This is a genomic window from Brevibacillus brevis (genome assembly GCF_022026395.1).
In the GTDB taxonomy this organism is placed as follows: domain Bacteria; phylum Bacillota; class Bacilli; order Brevibacillales; family Brevibacillaceae; genus Brevibacillus.
Genome location: NZ_CP041767.1, coordinates 1,926,274 through 1,938,709, shown reverse-complemented (window position 1 = coordinate 1,938,709; position 12,436 = coordinate 1,926,274). Strand labels below are relative to the sequence as shown.

Below are 12,436 nucleotides of genomic sequence, written 5' to 3'. Positions count from 1 at the left end.
TCTATTGTGGGATGTACAAAATCTGGCCTGCTACAAGCTGTTCGGAAGTCAATCGGTTTACTTCCACGATTTTGGAGACAGGCAAGGAGTATCGCTGTGAAATATGCTCTAACGTCTCATCTCGCTGAATAATGCACATTTTCAGCTGACTGGAGCGCTCTTCTTTTTTCCGGACAAACGATGTGAGATTTTGCATGGCCTCCATCGTAGAAGGGCTGGCATTCGCCGCAGACCCATGTCGCGAAGAGCTGGATGAAGATTCCGCCTCCAACGCCATCGCTTCCTGTTTGGCACGACTCGCTTGTGAGAAGATGGAAGTAATGTTCACGTTACTTCTTTCTTCCTGGGAGGGTTTCCCTGAAATCGCCACTCGCACTTCAACATCTTCCGCGGCAGTCTCTGGTTGTGCAACGACTGGTTCTGCTTCTTGCTCAGGTTCCGGCTCGGCTACAACACTGGCTTCCACCGCTTCTTGCACTGCTTCCTGCGACTCTGCCTCGACTGACGAACCAGTAGATTCATTGGAAACTTGCATGTATGCGATTGCCTGTTGATCGTGTATAGCCAGTATAGGTTCCTCATGTCCTGAATCTTTTTCGGCTATTTCTCTCATTTGCTCCTGCTCATCCGCCAATACTGGCTGTTCGGAATAGGAGTCAGAAGAATCGTACGAAGCAGATTGTTGGGAATCAAAGTCATACGAAATAGGAGCAGTCTCCCAGGATTCTGGAGGATTGGACTGTGTCACTTCCAGCACATCACCATATTGTTCGTAGTATTCCTCTTCATTGGATTGAGCAATAGCCGGAGTATCGAACATGGAAGGAGATTCGGTTGATTCATAGGATGCCGGCAATGCCTGCCGCTCCAATTCTTCCTCCAGCGCACTCAGTTTTTGATCAATATCATCGAGGGACGTCGGTTCCGTATATTCTTGCCCATCCTCTCCAGCAGCGAAGGTGTATTCCCATGCTCCTTCGCCTGGACTAGCAGCCCGTGTTTCGATCTGCTCCGCTTTTTCAGCTCTATCCCCCAGGACGATCCCCAAAATCTTCAGATCGGCATCAATTAGCATTTGATGTGGTGACTCCAGTTTGTAGTCAAAACTGTCCACAATTGCGTAGATGTCTCCGATCTCGGTAATCCGATCCAATGGGATTGTGATGTTTAATGGAATGCGATGACCGATCTGTTCCTCCCAGCCATAAAAGGCTTGATCCGATGCTTCCTGGCGAAAGGGCGTAAAAGTCATGGCCTCAACCAGCGATTCTCCTTCGCCGCCTGTCGCTTCTGCGGCTTCCCTGATTGGCTCGTACTTCCCTACTAATTGCAAGCAGCCCGTGATCGAGATGTAGGAATCGTTTTCCAGCACCTCTACATCTGGAACCAATTCCAGCTCTTGCAATTCACCTATTCCAGCTCTATCGGATGAGAGGAAAATGGTCTCCTTGATGGCAAAAGAGAGTTGCCCATCCTGTAATGCCATTCGTGCTCCTCCTTTCAAGTGCAGGACATTTCCCTATACTATATGGACAGGACGAGCCGTTTAGCACCGAAAAAAAAGGAAAAACCGGGGTTATCTATCTCCCCGGTTTTACAGACGCAATCCATTCTGCTATTGCTTTTTTCCCCTGATCAATACAATCTGGTACACCTACACCACTGTACGACGCACCTGCCACGATAACACCAGGGAGTTTTTCTTTTAATTGATTGTTCACATCCTGCACCCAAGCCTGATGTCCGACAACATATGGAATGGCATTTTGCAAGCGTGATACGTTATAAAAATCCGGCTCTGCTCGAATCGTCATGATCTTGCGCAGATCGCGGAGGATGACCTCCAGAATTTCCTCGTCCGTCTGCTCCATAAAGGATTGCTCTCCTGCTCTCCCTACAAAGCTACGCAGCAAGGCTTTGTTTTTCGGCGTCGTATGTGGCCATTTGCGATGCGCCCACGTACACGCCGTAATTTTTGCGCCAGAATTCCGCGGTACAATAAATCCTGTCCCTTCCATCCCTAAATCAATTGCTGACTCTGGAAACGCCATTGCGATGGTTGCTACCATATGCGGCTTCGCTTGTGGCAGGGTAGGAACTTGTACATAAGGTCGGAACAATGGCTCTGCGACAGCATGTGGTACGGTCAACAGCACCGTATCCGTCTCAATCGCTTCTCCATTTTTCAATACCAAGGTGTACTTCCCGTCTGGCCGTTTCACCAGTTCTTTGACACCAGTATTCTTCGAGATGACATCTTCAGGTAAGCTCTTCTCGATTGCCTCAACCAAAGACTGCAAGCCGTTCTTCAACGTCAGGAAGATGCCTTTTGGCTTTCCCTGCGTTTTTGCTTGCGGGCGAGAATGCTTCATCGCTACGATCAAGCTGCGATGTTGCCTCTCCATTTGCGCGAATTGAGGAAAACTCGCAAGTAAGCTGAGATTGTCGAGATCCCCGGAGTAGACACCGGACAATAAGGGCGCTATAAGATTATCAATAACTTCATTACCTAGCCTACGCCGAAAAAAGTCACCCACAGAGATATCGCCGTCTCCTTTGGAGGCAGGAAGAACGAGATCCAGAGCTGCCCGAAGCTTGCCCGGCCAAGAAATGAGATCGGTTGTGACAAAAGGCATGACCTTTGTCGGCACACCCATGACCGCTCCCTCTGGTATAGCCTTCAGGCGATCCTGATGCCAAATATAAGCTTGTCCTGTACTGTTACGAACGAGATCATCCCCAAGCCCCAAGTCCACTGCCAACTCAGCCGCGCTTGTTTTTCGCTCGAGAAACGAATCGGGACCTTGCTCAATCACAAATCCTTCGTGACGCCATGTCTTGATTTTCCCACCAAGTCGTCCTTGCTCTTCAATCAGTTGAAAACGGATGGGCAGGCCCTTTGCTTCGATTTCCTTTTGTAAGTAAAAAGCAGCGGTCAACCCTGTTATACCGCCGCCTATAATCGTAATATGATAGGTATTATCGCTCATATGATCGATCCCCTAATTCGCCAGCTTCTTTCCGACTGCATCTGCCAGACAGGAAATGAACGCAGGTCTGGCGTTAGGCATCGCTGGACGATAGTAATGTACCCCTAGCTCATCTGTAACCGCTTTGCATTCCACATCATTATCAAACAGAACTTCCAAATGCTCCGCAATAAATCCGACAGGACAGTAAACAAATGCTTGGTAGCCTTTTGCTTCGTACAGCTCTCTGGTCAAATCCTGTACATCTGGTCCCAACCAAGGATCAGGTGTATTTCCTGCACTTTGCCATCCAATGGCATAGGAAGTGATCCCTGCTTGCTCGGCAATGAGCTTTGCCGTCTCTTCCAGTTGCATTGGGTACGGATCACCTGACTTCAAAATTTTTTCCGGCAGGCTGTGAGCGGAGAATATCACGACTGCTTGTCCACGCTCTTCATCCGTCATCTCGGCAAACGTTGCTTGAATGGCATCTGCCCAATATCCGATGAAGCCTGGTTCCAGATACCAGCTCTCAATGCTGTGGATGACAGGTCCACCAATTGCCACGGAATGCTCTTGTGCTCGTCCGTTGTATTCTTTGACGCTGTAACTGGAATAATGAGGCGCCAGAACAAGACTGATCGCTTCGGTAATTCCATCGCGTTTCATTTGCTCTACTGCGTCTTCGACAAACGGAGCGATATGCTTCAAACCAAGGTACCCTACAAATTCACGGTCTGGGTAGCGTTTGTTCATTTCCTGCTCGAGAGCGTGAACCTGCTCATCCGTAATGTCTGCAAATCGATTCAATCCATCTACAGCCTCGTAACGAGCCATCAAATCATCGAGCAATTCTTGTGGTGGCTTGCGACCACGGCGAATGTGCGTATAGTATGGTTCAATCTGTTCAGGACTGCGTGGCGTTCCATACGCCATTAACAAGAGTCCGATCTTCTGCTTTGACATGTAAGCGCCCCTCCTGATTAGACGTCCCTTTTGTAACTATGGATGAACTTCGTCAGTTGTTGCAGCGTTTCTACTTTGGCGTCAGGGAATACGCCGTGGCCTAGGTTGAAAATGAAGCCTGGCTGTTTTGTGCCTTCATCCAAAATTTCCTTCGCCTTCGCTTCGAGCTTCTCCCAAGGTGCCAATAGCAGCGTTGGGTCCAAATTGCCCTGAAGCCTCTTCGTCACACCCATTTCACGAGCAGTTGTAATCGAAGTACGCCAGTCCAGACCAACCACATCAACAGGCAAGCGGTTCCAATCCATCAAAAGATGACCCGCGCCGATACCAAAATAGATCGTTGGCACGCCAGTATCTTTTAGGGCGTTGAAGATCCGTGTCATGACTGGTGTAATGTACTCGCGGTAATCTTCGTCATTCAATGCACCGACCCACGAATCAAATACTTGCACAGCTTGTGCACCTGCTTTAATTTGCGCTTTGAGGTAGGTGATAGTCATATCGCCCAGTTTTTCCATCAGCGCCTGCCAAGCAACTGGCTCCGTATACATGAATGCTTTTGTCTTATGATAATGCTTGGAAGGGCCGCCTTCGATCAAATAGCTAGCCAGTGTAAATGGTGCACCCGCGAAACCGATTAATGGAACAGATAATTGCTGACGCAAGATCTTAATGGACTCAAGAATGTACGGCACATGTGTTTCCGGATCGAGCTCAAGCAGACGCTCAACATCCTTCAAGGATTCGATTGGGTTTGCGATTACAGGACCAATACCCGATTCGATATTCACATCCACGCCAATCGGTTTTAGTGGCGTCATGATATCTGCAAACAAGATTGCAGCGTCAACACCCAGTTGCTCAACGGGCAGACGTGTCACTTCCGCGCAAACTTCCGGTATGTAATTCATTTCAAAAAAGCTATGCTTCGCGCGGATGGCGCGGTATTCTGGCTGATAACGCCCCGCCTGACGCATGTACCAAACCGGAACATGCTCTGTCGCTTCACCGCGACATGCTTTCAAAAACGTATCGTTAAAAGTTTTTGCGGTCATGAATAAACCTCGCTTTGCACAATTATGTTTCCTTCAATATGATACCATTCGTCATTCGACAAGTAATGTCTCTTTTGTGTCAAAATCTTTTCGTTTCTTCCGTTTCCAATCCTATCCATCAGTGTTTCCAAACTTCTCCTATTGAATGCGAACATCCCCGGTCGAACTTCTCACAGTCATTTTGGGTCCACCTGATCCAATCGATGCCTTCACCCTGTATTCCTCGTCCTTTTCATAGATGAGGTTCGACCAGGTGGTTGAGATGGAACCTGTATCTGTCGTTACTTCCAACTGTGCTGCAGCAGGCTCCTTGGCCACTGTCACTCGAATATCCCCCGTATCCGTTCGAATGGAAACGTCATGGGTTAGCTCAGGCATTGTCAGTTTATCAATCTCGCCTGTGGAGCTTTCGATTACAACGGCCGAGCGAACATCCTCAAGATTGATATCACCTGTAGCTGTCTGGACGTTAAGTGCTTCTCCTTCATAGCCCGATACGTTCACATCTCCATTGCCGGTGGATATTTTCGTGTTCTTTGCACGCAGCATTCCACTCTTGATATCCCCTGTCATCGTTTCAAGCTGGACGTTCTCATACACTTTTTCTGGCAGGAAGACTTCCAGCTTTACCTTCCCGTTACGAGGATAAAACATATTGACGTGGGGGAGTTCACGCAGTTCTACGAGCAGCGTACCATCTGGTGAGACTACACTCCGAAACTCCAGTCGCTCCTGCTGTTGTTCGGATACTTCCCCGACCATTCGTACGCTCGCTTTTGGTTGCTTGCTTGCCATGATTTCCACATCAGCCGCTTCCGTCAGCAACTCAATCGCTTTTACCTCTTGTTCGATCACGTGCTCTTCATTGACTTGTTTTAACGAAAAGGAGAAATTTTCTTGCTTCGTAAAGAGCCAGATGATTCCACATACACCGATGATGAATAAAAGAAGACTTATGCCAAAGAGTCTTTTCCCTAAATTTCGCATCTCATTTCCCCCTGATCATCTTCACGTTGAACTGGAGATAACGCAAGAACTGACGATACAGCCATTTCGTCAGTCGCAGCAAGCCAATGGCAAACATTCCGCCCAATCCTACGGAAACCATGCTGGAGAACAACAAGAAAAGTCGCTCTTGAGAAGGGGCAGGAATCCCGTAATCCAAGAATATTCCAACTGGCGCAACCAGAAGCGCCGCAGTCATCGCATACAACCCCATCAGTATGCCGATCAGGCCTAGAAATGGCCCCAAAACGAAGACGAGATTGAAAAATCCCAAGCTGATTGTCGCGATAATCGCTCTCGTCATATTCCCTACCGATGCGGTGGACTGAGCTTGATCAATTCGGTAGCCAGCCAAAAGCTCGCGTGCCACTAGCTTCGGACTTCCCAATCCTTCCGCGATTTCGTGCTCCGTCTTCCCTTGATTCATACCCAAGAGAAAATGCTCTGTATAATCGGCAAGAATGTCTAAACGTTCTTTATCGGGCAAAGCGCTAAGCAAAGCATTTAACTCATCCATAAACTCACGCCTTGTCATATTCGAGTCCCTCCTCTATGATCTCATTTACCCCGCGGTTAAATATTCGCCACTCCAAGACGAGGTCATTCATGTATTGACGTCCGCGATTTGTCAGCTGGTAATATTTCCGCGGGGGTCCCTCTTGTGATTCCGCCAAATAGGTCGTAAAAAATCCTTCCTGGGTCAAACGGCGAAGCAAGGGATAAACCGTTCCTTCAGAGATATGGAATTTTTCCGAGATGCTTGCAACCAGTTCGTAGCCGTATCTGTCCTGCTTAGCTGTCAAGACGAGAACACACAGCTCCAGAACCCCTTTTTTAAACTGTACGTTCATCAATATCACCCATGTAAAAGCTTACCAAATCGCTACTATATATTGCAAGGTACTTCATAATAAAAGACGGACAGGGAGGTTTTTCTCCACCCCTGTCCGGTCAAACCTTATTTTACCTCAACAATGCGGTCTTCTACTTTTGGATTGACAGTTTTCCGCTTGATCAGGCCTTCCTCCACAATGCTGTACATGGACAGGCCTGTGTTGAAGAATGGCTTTTTCAAAGATTCGTAACCATCTCCACCTGCTGCCAGGAAGTCAATCGTAGCCAATTTATATGTTTTGGTCAGGTCAAGCGGCTTTTCGCCAACTTTTACTTCTACTACGCGCTCGCCTGCTGGCTTGGATGGGTTGTACGTGAAGCTCATGCCGCTCACTTGCGGGAAACGTCCTGCTCCCTCTTCTACCTTGCTCACGCCGTTTTCGAGGGCTTTCTTCAGCTCTTCGCCTGTTACTTCTACGACTGCCAGTGTATTGTTCTCGAATGGCAGGAGCGTGTACAGACCTTTTTTCGTGATATCGCCTGCTGGCAGCTGTGTACGGATGCCTCCGCCGTTAGCAAGTGCTACATCTGCCTCATAGCCTTTGATGGACTGCGTGCGCTCCAGCATGATATCTGTGATCAGGTTACCGACGTTTGTTTCTTTCGTACGTACCAGTGCACGGTCACCGTCGAGTGGTACTTCGGATTTCGCAATGACAACATTCATGACCGTATCGATCTTGCTCACGATTTCTTTAACCATCTTATCTACATCTGGATCAGCCACAACTGCTTCATCGTACTCTTTCAAACCGCCGCTGAATGCTACCAGTTCTTTTCCGAGGTAGTAGAGGTCAGCGCGTCCGAGTGACTTGCCGTACTCCCAGTCTTGTACGATGTATGTGCCGTTTACGAGTTCAGGTTCTTTCAGCGGAGTATGGGAGTGACCACCAACGATCAGGTCAATGCCAGGAACGTTTTTCGCGATTTCACGGTCTACGTTCACTCCGATATGGGAAACAACAATCACGTGATCTACTTCTTTTTTCAGCTCAGGTACAAGTACTTTCGCCACTTCTACCGGGTTTTTGAATGTCAGCCCTTTTACGTTGTCAGGGTGAGTCAATACAGGGGTATCTTCCGCTACGAAACCAACAAAGGCGAATTTCTTTCCGCCAATCTCTGCTTTGAAAACAGGCGGCAGCAATTCTTTTCCATCTGACTTGAATACGTTAGCTGAGATAACTGGATGCTCGAGCATATCACGCAGCTTGAGCAATTGCTCATAACCGAAGTCAAACTCGTGGTTACCTGCTGCCATTACGTTGTAGTCAAGGCTGTTGAGGATCGGAACAACAGATTCGCCTTTGAATTGGTTCACGAAAACGGTACCTTGGAAGGTATCACCAGCATCCAAGAGCAAGAAGTTTTCGTTCTCTGCACGCCATTCCTTGAGCAAGGTTGCGATTTTGGCAAAGCCGAATTCTTTTTGGTTCTTGTCTTCTTGAATATGACCGTGTGTATCGTTGGTGTGTGCAATCGTTACATGCGTGGTAGCCGCATCACCCAATGCTTGGAAAAACTCGCCGCGCGTTACAGTCGCCTTGTTTTCGAGCTTCACTTTGTAGCCCAGTTTGTCAGCCATTTGTGTAAGCTTGGCAGATGTTACCGCTTGCGTAGGGTTTTTATAATCTTCTTGTGTGAGAGCACCTTGGCTCTTCGCCCAGTCGAAGTAAGGAGTGGACCAATGAGCACCTTTAGCGGCAGCTCCCACTTTTGCCACTTTCAATTTAGAGAAAACAACAGTAGCTTCTGCGAGAGTCACGGCACGATCCAAAGCAAGATCGCCATTTTGACCCGCTGATACAATTGCCTTTTTCACCATCCAGTCAACGTGCTGTACGGGATGCAAAGGTGCTGCAAATGCTGAGGAAGACATCAGCGATGCAAATACGATAGATGCAAACGCCGTCATCGTAATCCGACGTGCCTTTTTCATAATAATTTCCCCTCTCGTCTATGTATAAATAAATAGGATAACGTTTTCATTATAGCAAAATTTGCTAGGACTATGGTGTGATATTTGTTTACTTTCTGTTTAGAAAGCTCTTGAAGGCTTCTGCCATTTTCTCTGGTGCCTCTACCATGCCCATATGCCCTGCATCGGGCAGCAACACTTGCTCGACGTTATTTTTATCTACTGTAAAAGTTTTTTCAGCAGGAATGATCTGGTCCTCTGATCCTGCGACTAATAGCACAGGCAAAGTCGTTTCTTGCAGCACATGATTGCGATCCGCTCGATCACGCATGGCGATTAATGTTTGAATAGCTCCAACCGGGCTTGTCGCAAAGCCAATCTCTTTTGCCAGCTGGACTTCTTCTCTCATCGTGTCGATATGGGAAGGTGCGAACAGCTTCGGTATGAGCGCTTTGATAAACGGCTCCATTCCATTTTGGCGGATGTTGTCTGCGCCTTTATCCCGATTGGCCTTTGCAGCGTCGTCATCCGGATATGGCGTCGAATGAATCAAACCAAAGCTCGCCAGCTTGTCCGCGTATTGATTGGCAAATGCCAAGGTCACATAGCCACCGAGCGAATGTCCAAACAGATGAATCTTCGCTACCCCCAGCTCATCTACAAACAAAGACAGATCGTCTGCAAAGCGCTCCATCGAATACGGTTCATCAGGGGCCGTGCTGTCTCCATGACCACGCAAATCGATCGCAATGACACGATGCGTTTTTGACAGGAGTGGCATTAGTTTGTGCCAGTAAGATGAGCTCCCGCAAAAGCCGTGGATCAAAACAAGCGACTCCCCCGTTCCTTCTTCTACGTAAGCTATTTTGATGCCGTTACTCAGTTGGACTTCCTTTTTCATCGAATCATTCTCCTTTATCGTTTGTTTACTTCTTGTCAACAAATGCTACTAGCCCTTACTATTGGAAAATACCCCTGTTCCGAAGAACATGAAAGAGGTGCAGCTAGTAGATGGTATACCCAAAAACAGGTTCCGTGATCGTCAGGGACGGCAGAGAAATGACGTACACGCACATTCAGGCAAATCAGACGCCATCTCGCTCCGTCTGTTTTTTCTTTCCCGGAGCCAGCTATTCGTTCGACAGACCTTATCTGTATTATTCTACCATGATTTTTTTGAGCAAACAGATCGATCTCGTCCATGTACACGCAGAGTATGGACGAGACAATACGGATTTTTGGAATTGCTCATTCGCCAAACGAAGTGCTTGGATCAGCGAAGAGATGCAAATGGTTGTCTCACATGTGCTGGATGCTCATGAGTATGAACGAGTTTTCTTCCTCGGGAAGTCACTCGGTACGGTGCCGATTACATGTGGATTGCTCAAGGAATCTCGTTTTGCCCGTTCATCAGCTATCCTGTTGACGCCATTGCTGACTGAGGATGTGGTCCATACTGAATTGCTGACTCTTGACCAACAGGTATTTCTCGTCTCAGGCACTGCCGATCATTACTACAACCAGGTTGTGGTTGATCAGCTTGCCGCATCCAAACCTAACATCCAGCTCCATCTCCCGCAAAACGCCAAGCACTCCCTCGATGTCGATCTCTCCATCGATGATTCTCTTCAAGTGCTTCAGTCTGTCATGGGTGAACTATCACGCTTCTTGGACAAGCAAATGGATTGACATCAAAAACAACACCTCTTGCTCGTGCAAAGTAGGTGTTGTTTTCTTGTTTTTTACCGAAGCGGGATAAAAATTTCATACGCATTGTCGACGCGAGCAGACTCATGCACAGAGGGAATGTACCGATGGTCGTAGCACTCCATGCGAAGGGCTTGGTCGTCCACTTGATGGCCATTCTCGTTGAGCCAGCCAAACAGACTGTGGTATGTGTTTTGGACCTGTTCCATCGGTCCTGTGTGGGTAAAGCGAGCGTATGTCTTCGCAGGAATCGTAAACCCTACCATGCCCTCAGGGATCTGCTCAAAACGCTCGACTTCCACCACAATGTACTCGGTATACATTTCGTACGTCCGATTCTCGTTGTTGATGTCGTAACGAACATCTGGTGAAATCACGAAAGGAATCTCATCCTGACGCTTCAAAAAAGTCTCCCACAGTTTGGGCATGTATTCGACAAGCATCGGAAAAGAACCGGAGAAGCTAAGTCCAATCAGATGTTTTTGCGGTACGTGAACAATCGTCCCTTCCATCTTTCCACCTCACTCATCTGCATTTTCCTTCGTATTTTGACAGGGGGTGGAAAAATCCTGCAAAAAATCAAAAAAAGCACTTCCTGCATCAGCAAGGAAGTGCTTTCTTCTTTTGATTCTTTATTCAAACGCTTTTTTCATCGCTTTGTAGCTTGCTTCAATCGTCCGTTCGATATCTTCATCCGTATGAGCCAAGGAAACGAACATACCCTCAAACTGGGACGGCGGGATCATGATGCCTTCCTCGAGCAGATAGCTAAAGTACGCCGAGAAACGCTCCAGATCGGATGTTTTCGCTGTTTCATAGTTGATAACCGGCGTCTCTGTGAAGAACAGGCAAACCATGGAGCCTACGCGATTGAGCGTGTGCGGGATGCCCAGCTTCTTGGCATTGTCAGCCAAGCCTTCAGCCAAACGAGCGGACATCTTCTCCAAGCGCTCGTAAGCGCCTGGTTTGCTGAGCTCTTGCAAGGTAGTCAAGCCAGCAGCCATTGCCAAAGGATTTCCTGACAGCGTACCTGCCTGATAGATTGGTCCTGCTGGAGCCACTTGCTGCATGATCTCCCGTTTGCCACCGTATGCACCTACTGGCAAGCCACCACCGATGACTTTCCCCATCGTTGTCAGATCCGGAGTAATGCCGTACAGCTCTTGTACACCGCCTAATGCTACACGGAAGCCAGTCATGACTTCATCGAAAATGAGCAGTGTCCCATGTTTCTCCGTAATTTCACGCAGTCCTTCGAGGAAGCCCGGCTGTGGAGGAACAACCCCCATGTTGCCGCCGATTGGCTCCACAATAACTGCTGCCAGATCATCGCCAAACGTTTCAAATGCCAGTTTGACGCTTTCGAGATCATTGTAAGGAACCGTAATCGTGTTGTGTGCTGTTCCTTCTGGTACCCCTGGGCTGTCTGGCAGTCCAAGTGTAGCCACACCGGAACCAGCTTTGATCAACAGGCTGTCGGCATGACCATGGTAGCAGCCTTCGAACTTCATGATTTTGTTGCGTCTGGTATAGCCACGCGCGAGGCGCAGAGCGCTCATCGTCGCCTCTGTACCGGAGTTCACCATACGCACAACTTCCACAGATGGCACGATCTCACAAACGAGCTTTGCCATTTCGGTTTCCCGCTCAGTGGGTGCGCCGAAGCTGGTTCCAAGTGCAGCTACTTCCGTAATCGCTGCAAGGACACGCGGATGCGCATGACCCAAGATCAATGGACCCCACGAGCCGATGTAGTCAATATAGCTGTTTCCATCGACATCAAAAATGCGGGAGCCTTCTCCTTTTGCGATGTAAACAGGATTGCCTCCAACGCTTTTAAAGGCACGAACCGGACTGTTAACTCCGCCTGGTATGTAATGCTGTGCTTCTGCAAATAACTGAGTAGATTTTTCTCTATTCAT

General features: G+C 48.2%; 12 protein-coding genes. 1 reads left to right on the top strand and 11 read right to left on the bottom strand.

The window, feature by feature from the left end; all coding sequences use genetic code 11:
• Nucleotide 1 precedes the first annotated feature (1 nt).
• The 9 genes from FO446_RS09520 to FO446_RS09480 form a co-directional block, all read right to left on the bottom strand.
• Entirely contained in the window at nt 2-1,486 is a 1,485-nt protein-coding gene (locus FO446_RS09520) for a LysM peptidoglycan-binding domain-containing protein (protein WP_173608492.1), read from the bottom strand.
• Between the two features lie 94 nt (nt 1,487-1,580).
• Complete coding sequence (gene hemY, locus FO446_RS09515; protein WP_221869287.1) at nt 1,581-2,990, bottom strand: protoporphyrinogen oxidase; 1,410 nt, start codon at nt 2,988-2,990, stop codon at nt 1,581-1,583.
• Between the two features lie 12 nt (nt 2,991-3,002).
• Nucleotides 3,003-3,935: a ferrochelatase gene (gene hemH, locus FO446_RS09510; RefSeq protein ID WP_221869286.1), complete on the bottom strand. Its 933-nt coding sequence runs from the start codon at nt 3,933-3,935 to the stop codon at nt 3,003-3,005.
• Nucleotides 3,936-3,952: 17 nt separating this feature from the next.
• Nucleotides 3,953-4,990 (bottom strand): uroporphyrinogen decarboxylase, encoded by a 1,038-nt coding sequence (gene hemE / locus FO446_RS09505; protein WP_237900507.1) that lies wholly within the window; start codon nt 4,988-4,990, stop codon nt 3,953-3,955.
• A 138-nt stretch (nt 4,991-5,128) separates the two neighbouring features.
• A complete protein-coding gene (locus tag FO446_RS09500; RefSeq protein WP_173608496.1) occupies nt 5,129-5,977 on the bottom strand; it encodes a DUF4097 family beta strand repeat-containing protein in 849 nt (282 codons plus the stop codon).
• Between the two features lies 1 nt (nt 5,978).
• Nucleotides 5,979-6,530 carry an HAAS signaling domain-containing protein gene (locus FO446_RS09495; protein WP_173608497.1) on the bottom strand — a complete coding sequence of 184 codons (552 nt, stop codon included), beginning with the start codon at nt 6,528-6,530 and terminating at the stop codon, nt 5,979-5,981.
• Complete coding sequence (locus tag FO446_RS09490; RefSeq protein WP_173608498.1) at nt 6,517-6,846, bottom strand: PadR family transcriptional regulator; 330 nt, start codon at nt 6,844-6,846, stop codon at nt 6,517-6,519. Before FO446_RS09490 ends, FO446_RS09495 begins: the two co-directional genes overlap by 14 nt.
• A 107-nt stretch (nt 6,847-6,953) precedes the next feature.
• On the bottom strand, nt 6,954-8,828 hold the full coding sequence (locus FO446_RS09485; protein ID WP_237900505.1) for a bifunctional metallophosphatase/5'-nucleotidase: 1,875 nt from the start codon (nt 8,826-8,828) through the stop codon (nt 6,954-6,956).
• Nucleotides 8,829-8,916: 88 nt separating this feature from the next.
• Complete coding sequence (locus FO446_RS09480; RefSeq protein ID WP_173608500.1) at nt 8,917-9,708, bottom strand: alpha/beta fold hydrolase; 792 nt, start codon at nt 9,706-9,708, stop codon at nt 8,917-8,919.
• 110 nt (nt 9,709-9,818) lie between these two features.
• Between FO446_RS09480 and FO446_RS09475 the strand changes: the two genes are divergently transcribed.
• On the top strand, nt 9,819-10,496 hold the full coding sequence (locus FO446_RS09475; protein ID WP_237900503.1) for an alpha/beta hydrolase: 678 nt from the start codon (nt 9,819-9,821) through the stop codon (nt 10,494-10,496).
• A 53-nt stretch (nt 10,497-10,549) separates the two neighbouring features.
• Here FO446_RS09475 and FO446_RS09470 read toward each other — a convergent pair whose 3' ends face one another.
• Together FO446_RS09470 and hemL are read right to left on the bottom strand one after the other, a co-directional pair.
• A complete protein-coding gene (locus tag FO446_RS09470; RefSeq protein WP_237900501.1) occupies nt 10,550-11,026 on the bottom strand; it encodes a GyrI-like domain-containing protein in 477 nt (158 codons plus the stop codon).
• Nucleotides 11,027-11,146: 120 nt separating this feature from the next.
• Complete coding sequence (gene hemL / locus FO446_RS09465; RefSeq protein ID WP_237900499.1) at nt 11,147-12,436, bottom strand: glutamate-1-semialdehyde 2,1-aminomutase; 1,290 nt, start codon at nt 12,434-12,436, stop codon at nt 11,147-11,149.

What these genes read in the sequence shown, in the direction of transcription:
- FO446_RS09490 (WP_173608498.1), bottom strand. Translation starts at nt 6,846, where the DNA reads ATGAACGTACAGTTTAAAAAAGGGGTTCTGGAGCTGTGTGTTCTCGTC.
- hemH (WP_221869286.1), bottom strand. Translation starts at nt 3,935, where the DNA reads ATGTCAAAGCAGAAGATCGGACTCTTGTTAATGGCGTATGGAACGCCA.
- FO446_RS09470 (WP_237900501.1), bottom strand. Translation starts at nt 11,026, where the DNA reads ATGGAAGGGACGATTGTTCACGTACCGCAAAAACATCTGATTGGACTT.
- hemY (WP_221869287.1), bottom strand. Translation starts at nt 2,990, where the DNA reads ATGAGCGATAATACCTATCATATTACGATTATAGGCGGCGGTATAACA.
- hemE (WP_237900507.1), bottom strand. Translation starts at nt 4,990, where the DNA reads ATGACCGCAAAAACTTTTAACGATACGTTTTTGAAAGCATGTCGCGGT.
- FO446_RS09520 (WP_173608492.1), bottom strand. Translation starts at nt 1,486, where the DNA reads ATGGCATTACAGGATGGGCAACTCTCTTTTGCCATCAAGGAGACCATT.
- FO446_RS09495 (WP_173608497.1), bottom strand. Translation starts at nt 6,530, where the DNA reads ATGACAAGGCGTGAGTTTATGGATGAGTTAAATGCTTTGCTTAGCGCT.
- FO446_RS09480 (WP_173608500.1), bottom strand. Translation starts at nt 9,708, where the DNA reads ATGAAAAAGGAAGTCCAACTGAGTAACGGCATCAAAATAGCTTACGTA.
- FO446_RS09485 (WP_237900505.1), bottom strand. Translation starts at nt 8,828, where the DNA reads ATGAAAAAGGCACGTCGGATTACGATGACGGCGTTTGCATCTATCGTA.
- FO446_RS09475 (WP_237900503.1), top strand. Translation starts at nt 9,819, where the DNA reads ATGGTATACCCAAAAACAGGTTCCGTGATCGTCAGGGACGGCAGAGAA.
- hemL (WP_237900499.1), bottom strand. Translation starts at nt 12,436, where the DNA reads ATGAATAGAGAAAAATCTACTCAGTTATTTGCAGAAGCACAGCATTAC.
- FO446_RS09500 (WP_173608496.1), bottom strand. Translation starts at nt 5,977, where the DNA reads ATGCGAAATTTAGGGAAAAGACTCTTTGGCATAAGTCTTCTTTTATTC.